Source organism: Streptomyces justiciae, assembly GCF_015163075.1.
Lineage (GTDB): Bacteria > Actinomycetota > Actinomycetes > Streptomycetales > Streptomycetaceae > Streptomyces > Streptomyces justiciae.
This window is the reverse complement of record NZ_JADDXU010000001.1, coordinates 213,020-235,552: the sequence shown is the minus strand read 5'-3', so window position 1 is coordinate 235,552 and position 22,533 is coordinate 213,020. Positions and strand designations below refer to the sequence as shown.

The window sequence follows — 22,533 nt, the reverse complement described above, 5'->3', positions numbered from 1 at the left end:
TGTCCGCGACTGTGCACATTCGTCAGTTTCTCAACTGTCTTCCGGACGCGCATGTTGACGGTCCGAATGATGTACGCGGCCCGCTCCGCCCCAGGTGGGAGCACCCGCCGATGGTCGAGAGCACCCTCCGACGTCCGGTAGAGTTCTCCGGGTCAGCAGGCGCCGCTAGCTCAGTTGGTTAGAGCAGCTGACTCTTAATCAGCGGGTCCGGGGTTCGAGTCCCTGGCGGCGCACAGACGACGAAGGCCTCTCGCACACGCGGGGGGCTTTTCGTCTTGCCGGGGCAGCAGGGGCGGCCGGGGGTCCGGGGGTTGTCCTGCGGGGGATGCAGCATCAGCGGGTCCGGGGTTCGAGTCCCTGGCGGCGCACAGACGACGAAGGCCCTCCGTGGAAGCGGGGGGCTTTCGCTTTTGGTGGCGTAGCCGCCTCTCGTGTCGTGGCTCGGCGGGTGGGTCCGGTTGAACCGGGTGGGGGCTCGGTCCGTATGGGACGGCGGGGCGAGGAGCAGCCAGGACTCGGTTCGGCAACCTTCGCGCGCCGCTGTCCACAACGGCTCCACAAGCTCCCCACACGGGCCACAATGAACGCGTATGACCGGTAAACACCGCGTTTCGCATCTTGCGATCATGCCTGACACCGTAGAAACCTGGTTTTCAAGATGCTGCGGATTCGCGGCAGTTGGGGGGCACGGAGCCGGTTGCCGACGCTGACGGGGTGAGGGGCCCCGTTTCATAAGGAGATGCCGAGGGGGGCATCATGCAACCGGAAGGTCGCAGTTCCATGTCTATTGGTGTGGAGAATGTGGTGACTGCGGCCCACCACTGATACGTCTGTGAAGGTCGAGGGGGACTCGAGCAGGCGTAAGGAACCGACAAAGCACGCGATGACTCGCGTGTGGGGGGATGACTCATGACGTCGACGCCGACGGGCGCCCGGCAGAACTTCGACCCGTCTCAGACCACCCAGCTCAGGGTGGCTTCACAAACCCGGACGGGCACGTTCCGTCGGATCAAGAAGACGCTGCCGAAGTACGACTACGAGCACTACAGCCGGCTGGCCGGTCCCCTCACCCAGCCGGATCCGACGAAGCCGTACAAGGTGCAGTACCGCTCACTGATCTCCCAGGAGCCGCACCGCATACGGGTCGCCCTGATGCTGGCCGCCGCGCCGGTGCTCTCCCTCGTCCTGCTGTTCTGGCTGCTCCAGCCCGAGCACTGGACCGAACGCGACTACCCCGCCTTCGACTTCCTGCCGGCCCTCGACATCGTCATGCTCGTCTCGATCGGCCTGATCGAGTTCTTCCGCTGCATGAACGTGCTGTCGAACGCGCACGCCACCCTGGTCGCCCGCGACCCCATCCCGGTGGTGCCCGAGACCGGCACCAGAGTCGCCTTCCTGACCTCCTTCGTGCCCGGCAAGGAGCCGCTGGAGATGGTGACGAAGACCCTGGAGGCGGCGGTCAAGCTGCGCCACCGGGGCCTTCTGCACGTCTGGCTCCTCGACGAGGGCGACGACCCCGAGGTCAAGGAGGTCTGCGCCCGGCTCGGCGTGCACCACTTCTCCCGCAAGGGCGTCGCGCAGTGGAACCAGGCCAAGGGCCCGCACCGCGCCAAGACCAAGCACGGCAACTACAACGCCTGGCTGGACGCGCACGGCGACGACTACGACTACTTCGCCTCCGTCGACACCGACCACGTGCCGCTGCCCAACTACCTGGAGCGGATGCTCGGCTTCTTCCGCGACCCGGACATCGGCTTCGTCATCGGCCCGCAGGTTTACGGCAACTACGACAACTTCGTCACCAAGGCCGCCGAGTCCCAGCAGTTCCTCTTCCACGCGCTCATCCAGCGGGCCGGAAACTACTACGGCGCCCCGATGTTCGTGGGTACGTCAAACGCCGTACGGATCAAGGCACTCAAGCAGATCGGCGGCCTGTACGACTCGATCACCGAGGACATGGCGACCGGTTTCGAGATCCACCGCCACAAGAACCCGGCGACGGGCCGCAAGTGGCGGTCCGTGTACACCCCGGACGTGCTCGCGGTCGGCGAGGGCCCCAGCGCCTGGACGGACTTCTTCACCCAGCAGATGCGCTGGTCGCGAGGGACGTACGAGACGATCCTCAAGCAGTACTGGAAGGGCTGGTTCTCACTGCCTCCGGGCAAGCTCTTCAACTACACGATGATGATCATCTTCTACCCGATGTCCGCCCTCAACTGGATCCTCGCGGCCGTCAGTTGCGCGCTCTTCCTGGGCCTGGGCGCCTCGGGTGTGAACATCGACCCGACCGTGTGGCTGATGCTCTACGGCAACGCCTCCGCGCTCCAGATCGGCCTCTACGTCTGGAACCGCCGCCACAACGTCTCGCCGCACGAACCGGAGGGCTCCGGCGGTGTGGCCGGCATGGTGATGTCCGCGCTCTCCGCGCCGCTGTACGCCAAGGCCCTGATCGACTCCGCGCTGCGCCGCAAGAGCAAGTTCGTCGTCACCCCCAAGGGCGACTCGGCCAGCCCCGACCGCTGGTTCGCGACCTTCCGCTACCACTGGTACTTCATCGCGATCTTCGGCGCCTCGATCGGAGCCGGCTTCGTCTACGGCCACTCGCACCCCGCGATGATCACCTGGGCCATCTTCGCCATGCTGATCACCGCGACCCCGATCTTCGTCTGGCGGCACATGCTGCGCCAGGAGAAGAAGCGGCCCGCGGCGCAGCCGCAGGACCCGGCGGCTGTGCCGGCGCAAGCGCAGTACCAGCCGCAGCCGCTGCCCACGACTCCGCACGCCCCGGCACAGAAACCGACCTGGGCCGCCTCTCAGCAGGACAGCGGAGGCAACGACCAGACCATGCAAATCGCCCTGGGTGGACTTGGGGGACGTAAGGAATGAACGACCAGGCTGGACGCCGCCGTGCCCGTCGCCTCGCGATCGGCACGGTGGTGGTACTCGCACTGGCCGGGATGAACGGGCCGTGGCTGTACCGCTTCGGCACCGAGAAATACCACCAGTACCAGATCAACAAGCCGGAGTACAAAGCCGAGAACGGCAAGTGGGAAGTCGTCGAGTTCCCCGAGGAGTACCGGCAGAACACCATCCACGCGGCGCTGCTGCGCACCGGCAAGGTGCTGCTCGTCGCGGGCTCCGGCAACAACCAGGACAACTTCGACGCCAAGAAGTTCGACACCCGGATCTGGGACCCGGTCAAGGGCACCATCAAGAAGGTGCCCACCCCCAGCGACCTGTTCTGCACCGGCCACACCCAGCTCGCCAACGGCAATCTGCTGATCGCGGGCGGCACCAAGCGGTACGAGAAGCTGAAGGGTGACGTCACCAAGGCCGGCGGCCTGATGATCGTCCACAACGAGAACCCGGACAAGCCGATCACCCTGCCCGCCGGAACGAAGTTCACCGGCAAGGAGAACGGCATGACGTTCGTGTCCAAGGACTCGATCATCGTGCCGCGCGCGAAGAAGAACTTCGACAAGGCGACCGGCAAGTTCCTCGGCAACACCCCCGGTATCTACCGGGTGTACGTGGAGGCGCAGAAGTCCGGCGAGAAGTACGCGACCGGCACCCAGGACAACTACCGCATCCAGGGGCTGTCCGGCACCGACGCGCGCAACACCTACGGCATAGCCCAGAAGCTCGCCCTGGACAAGAAGGACTTCCAGGGCATCCGGGACGCCTACGAGTTCGACCCGGTGGCCGAGCGGTACATCAAGGTCGACCCGATGAACGAGGCCCGCTGGTACCCGACGCTCACCACCCTGAGCGACGGCAAGATCCTCAGCGTCTCCGGCCTCGACGACATCGGCCAGCTGGTGCCGGGCAAGAACGAGGTCTTCGACCCGAAGACCAAGAAGTGGACCTACCTCGACAAGGTCCGGCAGTTCCCGACGTACCCCGCGCTGTTCCTCATGCAGAACGGCAAGGTCTTCTACTCGGGGTCGAACGCGGGCTACGGACCGGACAACGTCGGCCGTGACCCGGGCATCTGGGACGTCGACTCCAACAAGTTCACCAAGCTGTCCGGGCTCAGCGACCCCACGCTGATGGAGACCTCCGGCACGGTGCTGCTGCCGCCCGCGCAGGACGAGAAGTTCATGGTGGTCGGCGGTGGCGGGGTCGGCGAGTCCGCCCAGTCCAGCAACAAGACCCGGATCATCGACCTGAAGGCCGACAACCCGAAGTTCGTGGACGGTCCGACGCTGGAGAAGGGCACCCGCTACCCGAGCTCCTCGATCCTGCCCGACGACACCGTGCTGGTGTCGGGCGGCTCGGAGGACTACCGGGGGCGCGGCGACTCCAACATCCTCCAGGCCCGGCTCTACCACCCGGACACCAACACGTTCGAGGAGGTGGCGGACCCGCTGGTGGGCCGGAACTACCACTCCGGGTCGCTGCTGCTGCCCGACGGCCGGGTGATGTTCTTCGGCTCGGACTCGCTCTACAGCGACAAGGCCAACACCAAGCCGGGCAAGTTCGAGCAGCGCATCGAGATCTACACGCCGCCGTACCTCTACCGGGACTCGCGGCCCTCCCTCTCGGGCGGTCCGCAGACCATCGAGCGCGGCGACTCGGGGACGTTCACCTCCCAGCACGCCTCGACGATCAAGAAGGTCCGGCTGATCCGGCCGAGCGCGTCCACGCACGTCACGGACGTGGACCAGCGGTCGATCGCGCTGGACTACAAGGTGAGCGGCGACAAGATCACGGTGACGGTGCCGAAGAACAAGAACCTGGTGCAGTCGGGGTGGTACATGCTGTTCGTCGATGACGATCAGGGGACGCCGAGCAAGGCGCAGTGGGTCAAGGTTCCCTAGTCCGTACGTGGTTGAGGGCGCCCGCCGGTGAATCGGTGGGCGCCCTCGTCGTCGTAGGGGCTACTTGCTCGCCTTGGCAAGGCCCAGCGCGTACTCCGCCCACCACTCGCCCGCCTTCGGGCCGCCCTTGCACTCGCCGTCCGACTCCCCCGGCCGCTTGACCCACACATACGCGTCGACGAGCGGGTCCGCCGTCTTCGTCGTCGGGGTCTCGCCGAGGGCGCGGCCGGGCGGGTTGCACCAGCGTTCGTCGGCCTTGCCCTCGGTGTACGGGCCGTTGCCGTTGCGGCTGGTGTCGATGACGAAGTGCTTGCCGCCGACCTTCTCGGACAGCTGCTTGCCGTACGCGATGGAGTCGGTCGTCGAGTAGAAGTTGGAGACGTTGACCGAGAAGCCGTCGGCGCGCTCCACGCCCGCCCACTTCAGCGGCTCGAAGATCTGGTCCGGGTGGCCCCAGCCCGCGTTGCCCGCGTCCAGGTAGACCTTGGTGTTCTTCAGGGACTTGAGCTTGTCGATGGCGCCGCCCAGCAGGTCGTAGCGCTCCTCGTGGAACTCGTCCTGGGTGCAGCCGTCGACCAGGTGCAGGACCGCGTCCGGCTCCAGGATGACCGTCGCCGGGCGGTCGCCGATGCCGGCGGCCACGCCGTCGATCCAGGAGCGGTAGGCGTTGCCGTCGGCGGCGCCGCCCTGCGAGTACTGGCCGCAGTCGCGGTGCGGGATGTTGTAGAGGACCAGCAGGGCCGTGCGGTCCGCCTTCTCGGCGGCCTCGGTGAAGCCGCGGGCCTCCTGCTCGGGGTTCTCCGGGCCGATCCACTCGCCGGTCGGCTGCTCGGCGATCTTGCGGATCTGTTCGGCCTCGGTCTTCTTGCCCGCCTTCTCGTACTCGGCGACCTGCTCGGCCGCGTTGCCGTCCGGGTTGACCCAGAACGGGTCGGTGCCCTTGGGCTGTTGAGTGATCCGGGCGCCGGAGCTGTCCTCCGGATCGTCCTTGTCCCCGGACGAGGAGCATCCCGCGATCATCAGCGCCGCCCCCAGCACCATCGCGGACGTCCTCGCCCCGGCCCCCCTCATGCCGTACATGCAGCTCCCCCTCGGGTGCACTCGTCCAAGTCTCAATCCTGACATAGGTGTCGTGGGGCACACGAGATCGCCCGAGCCTTGTCGGGGAGCTGTTACAGCGCCCATGGTCGAGGTAGGCGCGCGCTGACACGGGGGGCGGGCCGGCAGGGGAAGGAAGTGCTCGGTCATGCACCACACCACCCGGGAACTCCGGCTGGCGGCGGCCCTCGTGGAGGCGGCCGACACCCTCGCGGACGGCTTCGACGCCGGGGACCATCTGCGCCGCGTCTCGGACCACTGCGTGGAGCTGCTGGCCGCGCGGGCCGCCGGGATCATGCTGGTCGACGCCGGGCGGGCGGTGTCGTTCGCCGCGAGCAGCCGCCGCGAGGAGGTGGCGCTGGACCTGTTGCAGGCGCAGCACACCGGCGGGCCCTGTCTGGACAGCTACGAGTCCGGCGAGCCGGTGCCGCACGTCTCCATCCGGGTCGCCCACGCGGACGCCCGCTGGCCCGAGTTCACCGAGCGGGCGCTGCGCCACGACATCGTCGCGACCTTCGCGGTCCCCTTACGCCGGCACGGGACGCTGCTCGGCGCGCTCAACGTGTTCGTGCCGACGCTGCCGGACCGGACCGGCTCGCCCGGCCCGGTGGCCGACGGCGGGACGCCCGACTGCGAGGCCGAGGTGCTGGTGGCCCAGGCCCTCGCCGACGCCGCCGCCGTCGGGCTGCGGAACCACCGGGAGTTCACGCAGTACCGCACCCTGTCCGCGCAGTTGCAGGAGGCGCTCTCCAGCCGGGTGCGGATCGAGCAGGCCAAGGGCATGCTCGCGGAGCGGTGGGGGGTGCGCGCCGACGACGCGTTCGTGGCGCTGCGCCGGTTCGCGCGGCGGCACCGGCTGCCCCTGGGTGAGGTGGCGAGCGCGGTCATCGAACGGGCCGTCGACGACGCGGCGTTGCGCGAAGCGGGCGGCCGGCCACCCGGCGGGCCTTCGTAGAACCCGTACGACCTGCGCGGATGACAGAGCGCCGTCATCCTCTGACTTGGCGTCAATCACCCTCTAGGCCCGGACGCTCATCCGTTCTAGAGTCTTCCCCAGAAGGCCCCAGCCCCCGGCCTGTGGTCCACCCACCCATGGCTGATCCAGCCTCCCGCGTCGGACGCCGGGTTACTCCCGCAGCCCGTGCGCACGCGGTTGAGGACCAGCCCGGTCGGCGGCTTCGGGGGGAGCGGGCCGTCGACCGGGCCAGGTGCCCGCCCCCTACAGACCGGTGCCTGTGAGGTACGCCGACACGATCACGTTCGCCGTGTAGCTGCGGCTGGCCCGGTCGAAGGTGCCGCCGCAGGTGACCAGGCGGAGCTCGGCCCGCCCCGACTGCCGTGTCCCGTAGGCCTGTTGGGCGTCGAAGTGGTCGCGGGTGACGACCTGTACGTCGTCGACGGTGAACTCGGCGACCTTGCCGTCGTCCCGGATCACCCGGATCGTCTCGCCGGGTTTGACGCTGCTGAGCTTGTAGAAGACGGCGGGCCGGGTCTCGGTGTCCACGTGTCCCACCATCAGCGCGGTCCCGGCCGCCCCGGGCCGGGTGCCGGCCGCGTACCAGCCGACGACGCCGGCCTGGTCGTACGGCGGCGGGTCGATCGCCCCGTCCTGGTCGAGCCCGCGGGCGACCACGGGGGCCTGCACGCCGAGGCCGGGGATGTCGAGGCGCTGCGGCCGGGCGGCACCGAGGGGCTTCACGGCGGGCGGCAACTCGACGCCGGGCGGCCGGCCGACCGCGGCCACGTCGCCGGTGGTGGGGGCGGATATCCCGTTCCGTACGTCGGTGACCTCGCGTCCCCACAGCCACAGGCCGAGGAGCAGCACCGCCCAGGCCACAACGGTCAGCAGCCGACCGCTGGTGCGGGTGCCGTGCTCGGAGGGGTCGCTGTGCTCGGACATGGCCCGTCAGTCGCTCCTGCGGCTCCGCCGGGACCTGCGCAGCGCCACCGCCGCCGCCGCGACCCCGGCCAGCACCAGGCCGGTCACGGCGTGCGCGGTGCCGGGTCCGGTGGCGGAGGCGAGATGCTGCGCGGTACCGCCGCCGCCCGCGTGGACGGGCGCGACGGGGGACGCGTACGGCGACGGCTGCGCGGGGGCTTCCGAGGACCGCGCGGGTGCTTCTACGACGGTGAGGGCGCCCGAGCGGGACCGGTCCCCGCAGCTGATCTTCACGTCGTAGCTGCCGGCCTTGAGCTCGGTGCGGACCCGGGTCTCGCCGACGAGGGTGCCGTCGGCGCCGGTGAGCCGTACCTCGGCGACGAACGCCGCGGAGACCGCCGTACCGGTTCTGCTGCTCGCGCAGCCGCTCACCCGCAGGGCGACGTCGGTCCCCGGGGCGGGGGACGCCGGGGTGACCGCGACGCCCCCTCCGTCCCCTCCGTCCGCCGCGTGGGCCGCCGGGGTGAGGAAGGCGACGCCGAGCAGTCCGGCACAGAGAGTGATGCGTAGTGAGCCCATCGTGAACCTCCAGATACCTGGAGACTCCCCCCGCGACGGCGGCCCCGCATCCTCAAGGGGGCCGTCGTTGCTCCGTACGGGGTGGATTTCGTGGTGCGGGCGTTTCAGACGCGGTCGACGAGGTCCGCGATCGAGTCCACGACCTTCGACGGCCGGTACGGGAAGTCCTCCACCTGCTCCGGCCGGGTCAGGCCGGTCAGCACGAGGAACGTCTGCATCCCGGCCTCCATGCCGGCCAGCACGTCGGTGTCCATACGGTCGCCGATCATCGCGCTGGTCTCGGAGTGCGCGCCGATCGCGTTGAGACCGGTGCGCATCATCAGGGGGTTGGGCTTGCCCGCGAAGTAGGGCTGCTTGCCGGTCGCCTTGGTGATGAGGGCGGCGACCGCACCGGTGGCGGGGAGCGGGCCCTCGGTGGAGGGGCCGGTCTCGTCGGGGTTGGTGCAGATGAAGCGGGCGCCGGCGTTGATGAGCCGGACCGCCTTGGTCATGGCCTCGAAGGAGTACGTCCGGGTCTCGCCGAGGACGACGTAGTCGGGCTCGTGGTCGGTGAGGATGTACCCGATGTCGTGCAGCGCGGTGGTCAGACCGGCCTCGCCGATGACGTACGCCGAGCCGCCCGGCCGCTGGTCGTCCAGGAACTGGGCGGTGGCCAGGGCCGAGGTCCAGATGGACTCGATCGGCACGTCGAGGCCCATGCGGCGCAGGCGCGCGTGCAGGTCGCGCGGGGTGTAGATGGAGTTGTTGGTGAGCACCAGGAAGGGCTTGCCGGACTCGCGCAGCTTCTTCAGGAAGGCGTCGGCGCCGGGAATCGGCACGCCCTCGTGGATGAGTACGCCGTCCATGTCGGTGAGCCACGAATCGATGGCCTTGCGGTCGGGCATGTGCTTCGAACTCCAGGCGATGGTGCGGGGACAGGCTGGGAGCGCCGGAACCACGGCGTACCGACGCCCCTCAGCCTAGTCAGGAAGTCGTGATCCTGACCCCGTCGATCACCCGGTACCTCCGCGGTCAGCGGCGGCGTCGGACCACGAGGAGGGCGGCGCCGACGACGAGGAGCGCGGCGGTGGCGGCGGCGAGGGCGGGGCCCGCCGGGCCGAGGCCGGTACGGGCGAGTTCCTCGACGTACGGGAGGCGGTCCTCGTCCCCTGTCACCGGCCGGTCCTCCGGGGCGGCGGTAGCCGTGTTGTCGTCGTCGGCGATGGCGAACCGGTAGTCGTTGGACTGGCCGACCCAGTCGCCGTCGTCGTCATGGCGTTGGACGACGGCCGCGTTGGCGGTCACCTCGTTCGGCACGGCGTCCGAGGTGAGGGCGAGGCGGAGCTTGACGGTGACGGTCCTGCCGGGGCCCACGGTGAGGCCGGCGCCGCCGAACGCGCCGACGAGCTCGTCCTCGTCGGTGGTCTCGAAGCGGACGGGGCGGGGGCCGCCGCCCTCGTAGAACTCCAGGCGGGGCTGCGAGGCCTTGAGGGCGCGTTCCTTGTCGACGAGGACGACGACCGGGTGGATGCCCGCGCAGGTGCGGGTGGTGGTGTTGGTGAGGTCCAGATTCCAGGTGCCGTAGCCGCCGCCGGGTGCGTAGGCGGCGGGGCCGCCGTGGATGCGGGTGGTGAGGGGGAAGGCGCGGGTGTCGTCGGGGCTGTCGCAGACGGGGGCGGCGTGCGCCGCGGCGGGGGGTGCGAGGAGAAGGGCGGCTGTCGCGGCGAGGGGGAGGGCGAGAGGCAGGAACAGTCGCATAAACACATGACCATGACGGGTGGGGGTGGCTTACGAGGGGAGCCGCACCGGTCGGAGAGGGAATCCCGCCCGATCGGCGGGCGCGCGGCGCGGCGCGGTCACCCGTCCGCAGCCCTGAGAAGCGGGCCTCGGACCCCGCCGCGTCACCCGCCCGCAGCCCTGAACAGCGGGCCTCGGACCCCGCCGCGTCACCCGTCCGCCGCCCTGAAAAGCGGGCCTCGGACCCGGCCGCGTCACCCGTCCGCCCTCCCGAACAGCGGTGCCAGCAGCGACTGGGCCGCGCCCTCCGCCACCCCGCGCACCCCGCCGGGAGCGATCCGCACCGGCACCGCCTCCTCGCCCCGGGCCCGCTCCCGCAGTACCGCCCGTACCCCGGCCACGAACTCCTCCGGCGCCGAGGCGACCGTACGTCCGCCCAGCAGCACCAGGTCGATGTCCAGCAGCCCGACCAGGTTCGCGGCCCCGACCCCCAGCACCCGCGCCGCCTCCGCCACGTCCCCACGCCCCACCGCGCCCAGGCACAACGCCTCGATACAGCCCCGGTTGCCGCACCCGCACACCGGCCCGTCCAGCTGGACCACCTGATGGCCGAACTCGCCCGCCCCGGTCCTGGCCCCCCGGTGCACGACCCCGCCGATCACCAGCCCGGCACCGAGCCCGGTCCCGAGGTGCAGGTAGGCGAAGGAGGCGCCCTCGTCCGCGACCGCCAGCCCCAGCGCGGCGGCGTTGGTGTCCTTGTCCACGACGACCGGCAGCCCAAGCCGCGCCGCGAGCGCGTCCCGCAGCGGAAACCCGTCCCATTCCGGAAACCCCGTGACCCGGTGCAGCACGCCCCGCACATGGTCGAGCGGCCCGGGCAGCGCCACCCCCACCCCGAGCACCGACGCCACAGATTCGGCCAGCCCCTCCGCCGCCCGGGCCACCCCCTCCACGACCGCCTCGGCACCCGCCCCCAGGTCCATCGGCAGGCACCGCTCCCCCACCACGGCCCCGTCCAGATCGACCAGTACCGCCCGCAGCTCGTCCCGGTCCAGATGCACGCCGATCGCATGCCCGGCCTCCGGCACCAGCCGCAGCACCGTGCGCGGCTTGCCCCCGGTGGACGCGCGGCGACCCGCCTCCGCCGCGAGGCCCTCCTCCCGCAGCCGCCCGGTGATCTTGCTGACGGCCTGCGGGGTCAGCCCGGTGCGCTCGGCGAGCTCCAGCCGACTGATGCCGTCGCCACCGGCGGTGCGCAGCAGGTCCAGCACCAGTGCGGTGTTGTGGCTGCGCAGAGCCGGGAGGTTGGCGCCGACGTTCGTCCTGTTCACGCCCCCATTGTCGCCTGTGCTTGCACTTTGGCAACAGCGTTGCGAAAGTGGGGGTCATGACTGGTACGACTCCTGGCATCCCCGAGGCCCCCCTCCGCGTGGGCCTCATCGGATACGGCCTCGCCGGCTCCGTCTTCCACGCCCCGCTGATCGCGGCCACCGCGGGCCTCGCCCTCGACACGGTGGTCACCTCGAACCCCGAGCGCCAGGAGCAGGCCCGCGCCGAGTTCCCGGACGTACGCGTCGCCGCGACCCCCGACGAGCTGTTCGAGCAACGGGCCGCCGACCTCGACCTGATCGTCATCGCGTCCCCCAACAAGACGCACGTCCAGCTCGCCACGACCGCCCTGAAGGCCGGCCTCCCGGTCGTCGTCGACAAGCCCGTCGCCGGCACCGCGGCCGAGGCGCGCGAGCTGGCGGCCCTCGCCGAAGAGCGGGGCCTGCTCCTCTCCGTCTTCCAGAACCGCCGTTGGGACAACGACTTCCTGACGCTCCGCAAGCTGCTCGCCGAGGGCGCCCTGGGCGACGTATGGCGCTTCGAGTCGCGCTTCGAGCGGTGGCGGCCGCAGCCGAAGGGCGGCTGGCGGGAGTCCGGCGACCCGGCAGAGATCGGAGGTCTGCTGTACGACCTCGGCAGCCATGTCGTCGACCAGGCGCTCGTCCTCTTCGGCCCCGTGACCTCCGTGTACGCCGAGGCGGACATCCGGCGGGCCGGCGCCTCCGTCGACGACGACACGTTCATCGCCCTCACCCACGCGAACGGCGTCCGCTCCCACCTCTACGTCTCCGCGACCACCGCCCAACTCGGCCCGCGCTTCCGGGTGCTGGGCTCCGAGGCGGGGTACGTGAAGTACGGCCTCGACCCCCAGGAGTCGGCTCTGCGGGACGGCAAGCGGCCGGGGACCGACGAGGACTGGGGTCTCGAACCCGAGTCGATGTGGGGTCGCGTCGGCGCCGGGGAATCCCCGGTGACCGGCGGCGGACGCGCCGAACCGACCCTCGCCGGGGACTACCCCGCTTACTATGCGGCCGTGGCGAAAGCCCTGCTCGACGGCGGTCCCAACCCGGTGACCGCGACTCAGGCGGCCGCCGCCCTCGACGTACTGGAGGCGGCCCGCCGTTCGGCCCACGACGGAGTGGTGGTGAAGCTGTGACCCACAACACCGAGCTGACCCCGAAGTTCCATCCGGAACTGACCCCGCCGATCGAGGAGTTGGAGGCCCAGGAACGCCGTCTGGTCTTCCGCCGGTTCACCCATGACGACGCCTGGGCGCTGGGCTCCCTGCTGGTGGACCTGGCCCGCGAGCGCCAGGCCCCGGTGGCGATCGACATCCACCGGGCCGGCCAACAGCTCTTCCACGCCGCCCTGCCGGGCTCCGCCCCCGACAACGACGCCTGGATCAACCGCAAGCGCCGGGTGGTCGAACGCTACGGTTCCGCGTCCTACCTGGTGGGCGCCCGCTTCCGCGCCAAGGGCACGACCTTCGAGGAGAGCTCTCGCCTGGACCCGGACGAGTACGCGGCCCACGGGGGTTCGTTCCCGATCACGGTGGAGGGCGCAGGGGTCATCGGATCGGTGACGGTGAGCGGTTTGCCGCAGTTGCAGGACCACAAGCTCGTGGTGGAGGCGCTGGAGGAGTTCCTGAGCAAGGATCAGTAGCTGCCCCCAGGGGCGCGGGGAACTGCGCGAGCAACCACGAACCACCCGCAGCCGCCGCACAAACCCCGCGCCCCACCCCTCAGGCGTCCTTCAACTCCTGCCGCTGACGACCAAGCCCCTCGATCTCCAGCTCCACCACATCCCCCGCCCGCAGGAACGGCTTCGGCTCAGGCGCCCCCAACGCAACCCCCGCGGGCGTCCCCGTGTTGATGACATCCCCGGGGTACAAGGTCATGAACTGGCTGACGTACCGCACCACTTCCGCCACCGGGAAGATCTGCTCGGCCGTCGTACCGTCCTGCTTCAACTCCCCGTTGACCCACAGCTTCAACGACAGGTTCTGCGGGTCAGGCACCTCGTCCGCCGTCACCAGCCACGGCCCCAGCGGATTGAACGTCTCGCAGTTCTTGCCCTTGTCCCACGTCCCGCCGCGCTCCAGCTGGAACTCCCGCTCGGACACGTCGTGCGACACCGCGTACCCGGCGACATGCGAGAGCGCCGCCTCCGCCGACTCGACATAGCGGGCCGTACGTCCGATGACGACCGCCAGCTCGACCTCCCAGTCGGTCTGCACCGACCCGCGAGGGACGAGCACCGTGTCGTTCGGGCCCACGACCGTGTCGGCGGCCTTGAAGAAGATCACCGGCTCGGCGGGCGGCTGGGCGCCGGTCTCGCGGGCGTGGTCGTGGTAGTTCAGGCCGATGCAGACGACCTTGCCGATGCGGGCGAGCGGCGGTCCGATCCGCAGCCCGGTCGGGTCCAGCGCGGGCAGCGTGCCCGCCTCGGCCGCGGCCCGGATCCGGCCCAGCGCGTCGGCGTCGGCGAGCAGTGCTCCGTCGAGGTCGGGGACGACACCGGAGAGGTCCCGCAGGACACCCTCGCCGTCGAGCAGCGCGGGCGTCTCCGCTCCCGCCGTACCGACTCGCAGCAGCTTCATGATCACAATCTCCCTCGATCGCGGGGCGCCCTCCGACGGGTGCAGCCATCGGATGACTGGTCGATCCTCCAAGGTCGGCGTCCAGTCCGCAATACCCGGTTCACGGACTGGACCGCCCGCCCGCCGGGGCTCAGCGGTACAGGAAGGCCCGCTCCACCGCGCTCCAGGTCGTACTGGTCACGACGTAGAGCGCGGCGGCCAGCGGCACCACCGCCACGGTGAAGAGCGTGAAGAAGGACATGAACGGCATGACCTTGGTCATCGCCCCCATGCCGGGTACGGCCTCCCCATCGGTGACCGGGACCGGCATGGTGCGCTTGGCACGCCGGTAGTTGAAAGCGGCGACGACCGCGACGAGCGCGAAGAGGGCTGCGTACACCAGCCCCGCGCCCCCGAGCATCCCGCCGTCACCGAGCGCGTCGGACCAGCGGCCGCCGAGGGGCGCGGCGAAGAGTTCATGGGTCAGCAGCGGGGGTTCGGTTCGTGGTGTTGGAGAACAGTTGACATCCTCCCCCTCTTAAAAGAGGGGGATTCCAGCCCATTTGGACTGAGGTTCACGGACGCTCGACCCCTTGCGGGATGTCGTCCCTCCGGCACCGGCTGATCGCCGGGGGCGAGGGATCCCGCCCTGTCCTGCCGCGACATTGGTACTCGCGTTGGTGTCCGCGTTGCAGGTGAAGCCGCAGGAGGAGCACTCGAACTCGGCTTGGCTCTTGCGCGAGTTCTTGTCGATCCATCCGCAGTTACTGCACCGCAGACTGGTGTACGGGGCGGGTACGTCTTCGACCCGGCCGGGGGCTTTGTGTTCGGTGCGCTGGCGCAGCAGGCCCCAGCCTTGGGCGAGGATGGCTCGGTTCATGCCGGCCTTCTGGGCGACCCGCGTGCCCGGCTCGGCGATCGTGCCCTTGGCCGAGCGGGTCATGTTCTTGATGTTCAGCCTCTCGAACCGGATCAGGCCGTACGACGTGGCGAGCATGGTGCTGGTCTTCTCGCACCAGTCCTTGCGCCGGTTCGCCTCCCGGGCCTTGAGTTTCGCAGCCTTTGCGTATTCGGCGGTCTTGGTCTCGCTGCCCTTGGGTGCGCGTGCCGCCCGCCGCTGGCGCTTGCGAATCTGGGCGCGTTCGCGGGTGGTGAGCTGAGGGCAGTTGAGGGTGCGGCCGTCCGACAGCGCGGCCGTGATCTTCACACCCCGGTCGATGCCGATGACCCCGCCCGTACCCGGGGCCGGGGTCGGCTCGGGGATGACGGCGAACGCCACATGCCACTGACCGTTGCGGAAGGTGACCCGGAACGTTTTCGCGTCGGGCAGCCGGGCGCACTTGCCCCTCACACTGAGGCGGAATCGCACCCAGCCGCAGCCAGGCACCTTGACCTGGGCCCACCTGCGGTTGAGCCTGTGCACGACGACGGACCGGCCCATGACCTGCTTGCCGGTCTTCGTGTTCAGCTTCGGCGTGCCGTCCTCGTTGCACTCGGGCACACGGTCGGTGCCGATGACTCTAAAGCCCTCGTGCCGGTACTTCTTACGCCATGTCGGCTCGCCGAATCCGGAGGCGAAGCGGGCGTTCTTGGCCTTGGCGAAGTCCTTGAGTGCCTGCTGCTGCACGTCGGCGTTCCCAGCGCCGAGCCATTCGTTGTCGCGTCGGGCTTCGGTGAGCTGGCGGCACTGCTCCGCGAAACCGGGCGCGGACTTGCGCCATCTGCGCCAGTGCGCGTGCTGCTCGACGGCGAGGTTCCAGACGTACCGGGCGTGCGCGCAGTGCAGCAGCATCTGCCGCTCCTGCACAGGCGTCGGGTACATCCGGAAACGTGACATGCCACCACTGTAGTGGCATGATGGCGGCATGGTCAAAGTTACGGTTCGCATCCCTGATGAACTTCACGCACGGCTGGTCGCGCAAGCAGAGACCGATCGGCGGTCCCTCAACTCCGAGATCCTGTACATGCTTGAGGTCGCCCTCACCACCGTGAAGAGGGACGATCAATCGCCTTGACGGCGCTTGGTCTTTCCTTGCCCCGCTACGACGGACATCGCGATGGTCGTGTCGGCGGAGCTGGCCGTGACGGCGGTGTTGTTGGGGGTGCTGCGGGAGCGGGCGTAGGGCCCGCGTCAGCGAGGGCGCATCGAGGTCAGCTTGGCCCACACCACCAGCCGGTACCGGGACGTGTACTCCGGGGTGCAGGTGGTGAGGGTGAGGTAGTAGCCGGGTTCGGAGTAGCCGTACGCGGTACGGACCGTGGAGCGCGGGACACGGTTCAGGACGCCCGAGTCACGGGCCGAGGTCTGGGCGAGGGTCTTGTCGACGGCGTACGAGTAGACCGCGCTCCGCGTCTCCACCTGGACCGTGTCCCCCTTGGCCAGCCGGTTGATGTACCGGAACGGCTCCCCGTGCGTGTTCCGGTGCCCCGCGAGCGCGAAGTTCCCGGCCTGGCCCGGCTGTTGGGTGCCGGGGTAGTGGCCGACGTACCCCTTGTTGAGCACCTCCTGCTTGCCGACACCCTCGGCGACGGGGACGCGGAGGTGAAGGCGGGGGATGGTGAGGATGGCGTAGGCCTGGGACCAACTGGGTTGCGGGGGGCGGGTGGTGGGCTGTCGGCGGGTCGTGGGGGTCTGCTGCTCTCCCGAGCCCTCGGCCTCATCCGCGGGCGCATCGCTGGGAGGTGGGGTCGGCGTCCCGGTCCCCCATTCCCGTTCCAGCGCCTCCACCTTCCGCTCGGCGCCGCGCCGCGCCTCCCGGTTGGTCCACCACAGCTGGTGGACGACGAGGAGCAGCAGCACCACTCCTACGGTGACGAGGAGTTCACCCCCGGCCCACACCGCCCGCCGCCGTCGGGCACGCCGACGCCGGGTGTCGTGCCGTACGACGGGAATGCGCATGCACCCACCTGCCCGCTCGCCCGCCCGGTCGCCCACCCGACCCGGACCGGGCCCGCACGATAGGCGCTGCTCCCGCAAGTGACCAGACACACCGGCACCTCACCCCCACCGCTACCCCTTGTCATAACCATTGGAGAAATAGAAAGCCCGATAGAAAGAAAGCGCTGTCTCACCTCTCGACAACCCCACACGTCACCCCTGATGCTTCGTGATGGCGCGCGGGGGGCGAGAGGTGCGAGCCACTACGTCTTCAGGCCAACTCCTGCTCAGGGGCAGGAACCCGGCCCCACGGAGAGGCGGAAAGACAGCCATGATCCGACGCAGAACGCTGCTGACAGCCGCGGGAGGAACCCTCCTCGGCAGCGCCCTGGCGACCGGCACCGCGCGGGCGGACGCCACGATCGCCGTCAACCCCGGCACGTCGTACGGCACTTGGGAGGGCTGGGGCACCTCGCTGGCCTGGTGGGCCAATGTCTTCGGCGCCCGGGACGACTTCGCCGACATCTTCTTCACCACCAAGTCGACGACGTACAGCGGCACTTCGCTCCCCGGCCTCGGCCTGAACATCGCCCGCTACAACCTGGGCGCGTGCAGCTGGAACACGGTGAACGGGTCGTCGATGGTCGCGTCCCCCAACATCCCCGCGTTCAAGCAGATCGAGGGCTACTGGCAGGACTGGAACAACGAGAGTCCCACATCCTCCGCCTGGGACTGGACCGCGGACGCCACCCAGCGCGCGATGCTGACGAAGGCGGTGGCCCGCGGCGCGACCACCGAGCTTTTCGCCAACTCCCCCATGTGGTGGATGTGTCTGAACCACAACCCCTCGGGCGCCTCGGACGGCGGCAACAACCTCCAGTCCTGGAACTACCGCCAGCACGCCTCCCACCTCGCCTCGGTCGCCCTGTACGCCAAGAACAACTGGGGCGTGAACTTCGCGACGGTGGACCCCTTCAACGAGCCCTCGTCGTCCTGGTGGACGGCGACCGGCACGCAGGAGGGCTGCCACATGGACGCGACGGTCCAGGCGGCCGTACTGCCGTACATGCGCAGCGAGTTGAACAGCCGGGGCCTCACCGGCGTGAAGATCTCCTCCTCGGACGAGACGAGCTACGACCTCGCCCGCACCACCTGGAACTCCTTCAGCTCCACGACGAAGGGCTACGTCGACCAGGTCAACGTCCACGGCTACCAGGGCTCGGGCGGCCGCCGCGACCTGCTCTACACGGACGTCGTCACGACCGCCGGCAAGAAGCTGTGGAACTCGGAGACCGGCGACAGCGACGGCACCGGCTACAACCTGGCCTTCAACCTCCTCTACGACTTCCGCTGGCTGCACCCGACGGCCTGGGTGTACTGGCAGGTCATGGACCCGTCCACCGGCTGGGCGATGATCGCGTACGACGCGAGCACCCTGCAGCCGACGACGGTCCAGACGAAGTACTACGTGATGGCCCAGTTCAGCCGCCACATCCGCCCGGGGATGAAGATCCTCGACACCGGCGTCAGCTATGCGACGGCGGCGTACGACGCGACGGCGAAGCGCCTGGTCATCGTCGCCCTCAACACCTCGACCTCGGCCCAGACCCTGACCTTCGACCTCTCCCGCTTCACCACGGTGACGGGCGGCTCGGGCGGCCTGGTCCCGCGCTGGAACACGGTGACGACGGGCGGCGACAAGTACGCGTCGTACTCCAACACGTACCTGAGCGGGAAGACGGTGGCCGTGCCCTTCGCCGCGAAGGCGGTGCAGACGATCCAGATCGACGGGGTGACGATCTAGCGACCGCGTGAGGCGGGCCAGGGTTCCGGGGCGGGCCCTGGCCTGCAGATATCTCTCCCCCGTCACCGCTCGGCAGTACGGTGTCCCTCATGCGCCCCGACACGCCTGCCGAGAACGTCGACCACACCGCCGAAGCGGCACGCCTGGAGCGAACCGCCGGCCTGTATCCCGAGGACGCCGAGCCCCTGCTCCTGCAGGCCGCCGCCCACCTGGAACTGTCCGGCGACCGCCCCGCGGCGACCACGCTCTACGACCGCCTGCTGTCCTCGTCCGCCTCGCTGGAGAACCCGCATCTGGTACGCGCCCTCAAGGCCTCGAACCTGTGGGAGTACGGCCACGAGGCCGAGGCCAGGGCCATCATTACCGGCGTCCGCGCGGCGTCCCCCCGGGACCCGGCACCGTGGGTGATCGTGGCGGAGGCCCTCGAAGCCCACGACGAGCTGGAGCAGGCCCAGGAGACGTTCACGGAGGGCGCCCGCCTCCTCCTGACGGACGTGCCGGAGCCCCCGTACTCAACCCACCCCCTGCTCTTCGGCCGCCACCGGGTCCGCAGGATGCTGGGCGCCCCGCACGACGACTGGGACGTACTGGCGGACACCCTCCACACGTCCCCGGTCCCGCTGGACGAACTGCACGACCCCAAGCGCGTCTGGTCCCTCGGCTCGGACAACCCGGCGGAACTCGCGGCGGAGATCTCCCGCCTACGAGCAGAGCTCGGCGCCTACCGCGAGGCCCTGTCCCGCCCGTTCCCGGTGGCGGTCCTGCACTGGCCGAAGGCCGAACTGACGGAGCTGCTGACCGCGTACGCGCCCCTGTCGGAGGAGTACCCCTCCCACGAGGAGCACCTCGCGACGATAGAGGCCTCCCTCCGCGAACTGGCGGCCTCCGGCACCCCGAACCTGGGCATCGTCACGGGCACGGTCCCCTCCTACGAGGCCTTCGCGGCATCAGAGGGAACCTCCCCGGCGGACAGCGCGCTGCTGCCGCAGTACGCGACGACGCTGGCGGCCCGGGGCCGAGCGGTGGCGTGGCCGCCGCAGCGGGGGGCGGCGTGCTGGTGCGGGTCGGAGCAGGTGTACGGGGACTGCCACGGGGTGGGAGCGGCATAGGGCCCGCGCCGGAATCGACGTAACGGAATCTGACCCGGGTGACGGTCCGCCACCACGGCCACGGCGAGGGCGGCCGTCACCCACAGGTCAGAACCTGCCCAGACTGGCCAGCAACCCGTCGAGCGGAGCGGGCACCCGATCGTCATCGAGCGCCTCGATGAGAACGCGCCCGTACCGGATCTTGCGCCCCTTCTTAGTACCGAGAAAACGCCGGAACTGCTGCTCCGGAGCCCGCCCCTGCTGCGCAGGCTGCTGCAAAAAGATCTCCAGGGCCCGCAGCTCGCCCTCCTCCCTCACGAGCTCCCCCACCCGCGCCACCCCCAAGGCACGGATGAGCTCATCCTCAAGATCCGCCGCGCAGACAAAGATCCCCTGCTCCACTGCCCCGGCCCGCTCAAAGCCACGCAGGTAGTACGGCCGCTCCCGTTCATCACACAGCCCCGCAAGCCGAAGCCCCAGCCCGGAGGGCCCAAGCAGCCCCGCATAGCGCCCCACATTCATGGCCCCACCCATGGACAACACACAGACACCTTCGGCCTCCAGGTCCCGCCCACGCCGCTCCGCGAGGGCATTGACGGCGGCAACATCACTTAGCCCCTCAAGCAGCACGACGACCCGAACGGGCAACAGCCCAGCCAACTCCCGCACAGCCCCACCGTCACCACCCCCCACCCATACGGCGACCGCGTCCCGGAACGCCCCCATGTCAGTCATAAGACGAGTCTCAGCCCACCCCGACCCCAGAGCGAGGCAATTTCCCCAGCCCGCAGGCCGCCGAGCCCCATCCGCCCATTCGGGCGGCAGCCGAAGCGACCAGCGCCCATCTCAGCGCTACTCACGCGGTTCGACACCAACACCACGACCGCCGCCCTCACCGTAGAACCGCCCGCGCTCGCAGAGGGCATCAATCTCCGCGTTCGCCTCCTCGCTCAACTGCTCGTCCAGCGCAACGCTGATGACACGTCGCGCCCGAGCCAGCCGCCGAGCAACATCCCAGTCGGCGACGAACTCCCCCACGGTGCGCTCATCGGCAGTCCCCGACGCCTGGCGAGACCCGATCCGATCAAGGGAAACCACGAACTCGTTCAGGTCCTGCAGGACCGCCACGACTTCGGCAAGGGGGAGACGGATCTCGGCGGCGTGCATGTGGGAAGTGTTCATCGGCTGATCGGACTCCAGGAAGGGTGTCTGCATACAGATCCGGATCTCGCTACGCGCGGACGCTCTCAGGACATGGCGAAGCCCCACCCCGCCTCGCCCCCTCACTGACACCTCACTCCCGATAGACGGGCGGAGCATTGGTGTACGTATGTCCGGTCGGCGCGGTCCAGGTGGCAACGCCGGTGTGGGGATCCCGGGTGACCTTCCACCCCGGGTGATGTGTCTTGAGCCGATGATGTCGACGGCACAACGGCTGCAGATTGTCCGGCGTCGTCTGACCACCCCGCCCGGGGTTCCGATGGTCGAACGGCTCCACATGATCCAGATCGCACCGATGAGCAGGCATACGGCAGCTGGGAAACGCACAGTACTGATCCCGGGCGATGACCTGCCGCTCAGTCTCGGCGGTGGGTCGATAGGTGGTGGGATCGGTCTTGACGAGCAACCCGGTCGCCGGCTCGATCAACAACCGCCGCCAGACCGTCCCCGGCGCAAAGGCCACCTCCCGCGCCTGCGAGGCTCCGATGGGCCCATACCCCTTGAGCTCCGCGGGCCCCTCATCGGCACCGAGAAGCACATCAATGGGAACGGTCACCTGCACCACCGCAGCACCCCGCCCACCCGCAGCGTCCCCCGAGACCGAAGCCGCCTCGGAAGCCGATCCCGAAGGCAAAGCCCCAGGCTGATTGACCACAAGATCGAACAGAGCATCCACACGCTTCTGCTCCAAGCTGCGCCCATCGGCCTCATAGCCCCGGGCCCGCACGTCAACCGCCTGCTCCATGAGCGCAGCCTGCTGAGCGGGCAACACTGCCCCGAACAACGCCATGCCGTCATCCTGCGGATAGTGCTGAATCCTCCGCTCGCTCGCCCGCGCCCGATGCCTCTGCTCTGCCCCCTTGGGATCGGCCCGCAGAATCTGCCGACGCAACGCGGCCCGAGTCTGCCCGGCAGCCTGCCCCGGCATCTTGTCGACGAGGGCGGCCTCAACCCGCCCAGCCACCTCGTCGTCCAAGACCTCCAACTGCTCGGCGACCGCCATGGCCTGCACATAGGAGATCTGTCCCTCGCCCAGCAGCCGACAAGTCGCCCCATGGCGCCCCACCAACAACGTAGCCACCTTCAGCCGCTGCGCAGCCGTCTGATTGGCCAACCGCAGGGCGCAGGCCACCTCTTCTACGGCCCCGTCCCAGGAAGCAGCAAAGACGTCCTCCAAACACCCACCCGCCTCAACGATGACGGCCTCGGGAGTCTCCGTATGCGCGGCAACAGCCGCCAACACCTCCACCTGCTTGGCCTGCAACCACGCCAGATGCTGCTCCAACACCACAAGCGCATCAATACGCCCGCGCGCCGTCATCAGCTCCGGCTCAAGAGCACCAAGCTCACCAGCAGTCACCGCACTGGGCGACCGCTCCCGAAGCGAAGCAACCCATTCATCAAGAGGCCCGGCAGCCACCCCCGAACGGCGAACACCTCCCCCACCCTCCACACCCCCAAGAGCCACCAACTCCACCTCAGCCACGGCACTCACCCCCATCCCGACACCGCGCCGCAACGCCCGCTCCCCCGAGCAGGCTGA

Annotated in this window: 20 protein-coding genes, 1 tRNA gene and 1 pseudogene; 9 read left to right on the top strand and 13 right to left on the bottom strand. The window is 69.6% G+C overall.

Annotation, left to right across the window (positions count from 1 at the left end; genetic code table 11):
• The first annotated feature begins 159 nt into the window (after positions 1 to 159).
• From IQ210_RS01085 to glxA, 3 genes are all read left to right on the top strand, one after another.
• Positions 160 to 233: transfer RNA gene (locus tag IQ210_RS01085), tRNA-Lys, on the top strand.
• Positions 234 to 909: 676 nt separating this feature from the next.
• A complete protein-coding gene (locus tag IQ210_RS01080; protein WP_194075737.1) occupies positions 910 to 2,886 on the top strand; it encodes a glycosyltransferase family 2 protein in 1,977 nt (658 codons plus the stop codon).
• Positions 2,883 to 4,820, top strand: a complete 1,938-nt coding sequence (glxA, locus tag IQ210_RS01075; RefSeq protein ID WP_194075735.1) for a radical copper oxidase GlxA — start codon at positions 2,883 to 2,885, stop codon at positions 4,818 to 4,820. Before IQ210_RS01080 ends, glxA begins: the two co-directional genes overlap by 4 nt.
• Positions 4,821 to 4,880: 60 nt before the next feature.
• On the opposite strand, the gene IQ210_RS01070 is transcribed toward glxA, so the two are convergent.
• The gene (locus IQ210_RS01070) at positions 4,881 to 5,900 is read right to left on the bottom strand and encodes a glycoside hydrolase family 6 protein (protein WP_194075733.1); all 1,020 of its coding nucleotides are present in this window, start codon (positions 5,898 to 5,900) and stop codon (positions 4,881 to 4,883) included.
• A gap of 166 nt (positions 5,901 to 6,066) precedes the next feature.
• Here IQ210_RS01070 and IQ210_RS01065 point away from each other — a divergent pair, with 166 nt between their 5' ends.
• Positions 6,067 to 6,873 (top strand): GAF and ANTAR domain-containing protein, encoded by an 807-nt coding sequence (locus tag IQ210_RS01065; protein WP_194075730.1) that lies wholly within the window; start codon positions 6,067 to 6,069, stop codon positions 6,871 to 6,873.
• Between the two features lie 264 nt (positions 6,874 to 7,137).
• Here the strand turns inward: IQ210_RS01065 and IQ210_RS01060 are convergent, their stop codons facing one another.
• From IQ210_RS01060 to IQ210_RS01040, 5 genes are all read right to left on the bottom strand, one after another.
• A complete protein-coding gene (locus tag IQ210_RS01060) occupies positions 7,138 to 7,818 on the bottom strand; it encodes a class F sortase (RefSeq protein ID WP_194075728.1) in 681 nt (226 codons plus the stop codon).
• Between the two features lie 6 nt (positions 7,819 to 7,824).
• Positions 7,825 to 8,376 (bottom strand): hypothetical protein, encoded by a 552-nt coding sequence (locus IQ210_RS01055; protein WP_194075726.1) that lies wholly within the window; start codon positions 8,374 to 8,376, stop codon positions 7,825 to 7,827.
• 104 nt (positions 8,377 to 8,480) lie between these two features.
• Entirely contained in the window at positions 8,481 to 9,260 is a 780-nt protein-coding gene (locus IQ210_RS01050; RefSeq protein ID WP_194075724.1) for an HAD-IIA family hydrolase, read from the bottom strand.
• A 127-nt stretch (positions 9,261 to 9,387) separates the two neighbouring features.
• Positions 9,388 to 10,113: a hypothetical protein gene (locus IQ210_RS01045; RefSeq protein ID WP_194075722.1), complete on the bottom strand. Its 726-nt coding sequence runs from the start codon at positions 10,111 to 10,113 to the stop codon at positions 9,388 to 9,390.
• 233 nt (positions 10,114 to 10,346) lie between these two features.
• Entirely contained in the window at positions 10,347 to 11,423 is a 1,077-nt protein-coding gene (locus IQ210_RS01040; protein WP_194075720.1) for an ROK family transcriptional regulator, read from the bottom strand.
• Between the two features lie 56 nt (positions 11,424 to 11,479).
• Between IQ210_RS01040 and IQ210_RS01035 the strand changes: the two genes are divergently transcribed.
• Positions 11,480 to 12,577, top strand: coding sequence for a Gfo/Idh/MocA family protein (locus tag IQ210_RS01035; RefSeq protein WP_194075718.1), 1,098 nt, complete (start codon positions 11,480 to 11,482; stop codon positions 12,575 to 12,577).
• Positions 12,574 to 13,083 (top strand): heme-degrading domain-containing protein, encoded by a 510-nt coding sequence (locus tag IQ210_RS01030; protein ID WP_194075716.1) that lies wholly within the window; start codon positions 12,574 to 12,576, stop codon positions 13,081 to 13,083. The genes IQ210_RS01035 and IQ210_RS01030 overlap by 4 nt, the downstream gene beginning before the upstream one ends.
• A gap of 79 nt (positions 13,084 to 13,162) precedes the next feature.
• On the opposite strand, the gene IQ210_RS01025 is transcribed toward IQ210_RS01030, so the two are convergent.
• From IQ210_RS01025 to IQ210_RS01015, 3 genes and pseudogenes are all read right to left on the bottom strand, one after another.
• Complete coding sequence (locus tag IQ210_RS01025) at positions 13,163 to 14,020, bottom strand: fumarylacetoacetate hydrolase family protein (RefSeq protein WP_194075714.1); 858 nt, start codon at positions 14,018 to 14,020, stop codon at positions 13,163 to 13,165.
• 130 nt (positions 14,021 to 14,150) lie between these two features.
• Positions 14,151 to 14,489 (bottom strand): annotated as a pseudogene (locus IQ210_RS01020) (hypothetical protein); the annotation flags it as partial.
• 48 nt (positions 14,490 to 14,537) lie between these two features.
• Complete coding sequence (locus IQ210_RS01015) at positions 14,538 to 15,836, bottom strand: RNA-guided endonuclease InsQ/TnpB family protein (RefSeq protein WP_194075712.1); 1,299 nt, start codon at positions 15,834 to 15,836, stop codon at positions 14,538 to 14,540.
• Positions 15,837 to 15,864: 28 nt separating this feature from the next.
• Here IQ210_RS01015 and IQ210_RS01010 point away from each other — a divergent pair, with 28 nt between their 5' ends.
• On the top strand, positions 15,865 to 16,014 hold the full coding sequence (locus tag IQ210_RS01010; RefSeq protein WP_194075709.1) for an Arc family DNA-binding protein: 150 nt from the start codon (positions 15,865 to 15,867) through the stop codon (positions 16,012 to 16,014).
• Between the two features lie 116 nt (positions 16,015 to 16,130).
• On the opposite strand, the gene IQ210_RS01005 is transcribed toward IQ210_RS01010, so the two are convergent.
• Complete coding sequence (locus tag IQ210_RS01005; protein ID WP_194075707.1) at positions 16,131 to 16,898, bottom strand: class E sortase; 768 nt, start codon at positions 16,896 to 16,898, stop codon at positions 16,131 to 16,133.
• A gap of 310 nt (positions 16,899 to 17,208) precedes the next feature.
• On the opposite strand from IQ210_RS01005, the gene IQ210_RS01000 reads away from it, so the two are divergent.
• Together IQ210_RS01000 and IQ210_RS00995 are read left to right on the top strand one after the other, a co-directional pair.
• Positions 17,209 to 18,681 (top strand): glycoside hydrolase, encoded by a 1,473-nt coding sequence (locus tag IQ210_RS01000; RefSeq protein WP_194075705.1) that lies wholly within the window; start codon positions 17,209 to 17,211, stop codon positions 18,679 to 18,681.
• Positions 18,682 to 18,770: 89 nt separating this feature from the next.
• Entirely contained in the window at positions 18,771 to 19,790 is a 1,020-nt protein-coding gene (locus IQ210_RS00995) for an SEC-C domain-containing protein (protein WP_194075703.1), read from the top strand.
• An 87-nt stretch (positions 19,791 to 19,877) separates the two neighbouring features.
• Here the strand turns inward: IQ210_RS00995 and IQ210_RS00990 are convergent, their stop codons facing one another.
• The 3 genes from IQ210_RS00990 to IQ210_RS00980 form a co-directional block, all read right to left on the bottom strand.
• On the bottom strand, positions 19,878 to 20,504 hold the full coding sequence (locus IQ210_RS00990) for a TOPRIM nucleotidyl transferase/hydrolase domain-containing protein (protein WP_194075701.1): 627 nt from the start codon (positions 20,502 to 20,504) through the stop codon (positions 19,878 to 19,880).
• 117 nt (positions 20,505 to 20,621) lie between these two features.
• Positions 20,622 to 20,936 (bottom strand): hypothetical protein, encoded by a 315-nt coding sequence (locus IQ210_RS00985; protein WP_194075698.1) that lies wholly within the window; start codon positions 20,934 to 20,936, stop codon positions 20,622 to 20,624.
• A 127-nt stretch (positions 20,937 to 21,063) separates the two neighbouring features.
• On the bottom strand, positions 21,064 to 22,476 hold the full coding sequence (locus IQ210_RS00980; RefSeq protein ID WP_322656290.1) for an HNH endonuclease signature motif containing protein: 1,413 nt from the start codon (positions 22,474 to 22,476) through the stop codon (positions 21,064 to 21,066).
• Between the last annotated feature and the right edge of the window lie 57 nt (positions 22,477 to 22,533).